Genomic DNA, 267 nt, shown 5'->3' on the forward strand with positions numbered 1-267 from the left:
GCCGGTGATGAACAGCACCTTCAGGTCGGGGCGGTGCGTGCGGGCGGCGTCGGCCAGCTGCCGGCCGTTCATCCCGCCGGGCAGGCCGACATCGGTGATCAGCAGGTCGATGCGGGCGTCCGACTGCAGCATCTTGAGCGCCGAGGCCCCCTCCCCGGCCTCCACCGCCTGATACCCCAGGTCGTGGATGATTTCCGTGACCAGCATTCGGATGGTGGGTTCGTCATCCACGATCATGACGGTCTCGCCGGCCGCGTCGCGGGGGGC

Annotated in this window: 1 protein-coding gene; it reads right to left on the reverse strand. The window is 69.7% G+C overall.

Going from position 1 to position 267, the window contains the following annotated elements; genetic code table 11:
* Window positions 1-267: response regulator (locus RYX56_RS22780; RefSeq protein WP_317124178.1), on the reverse strand; the 267-nt coding region annotated here is incomplete at both ends.

Source organism: Alkalihalophilus lindianensis, assembly GCF_032843265.1.
Taxonomy (GTDB): Bacteria; Bacillota; Bacilli; order Bacillales; family Bacillaceae_D; genus Alkalihalophilus; species Alkalihalophilus lindianensis.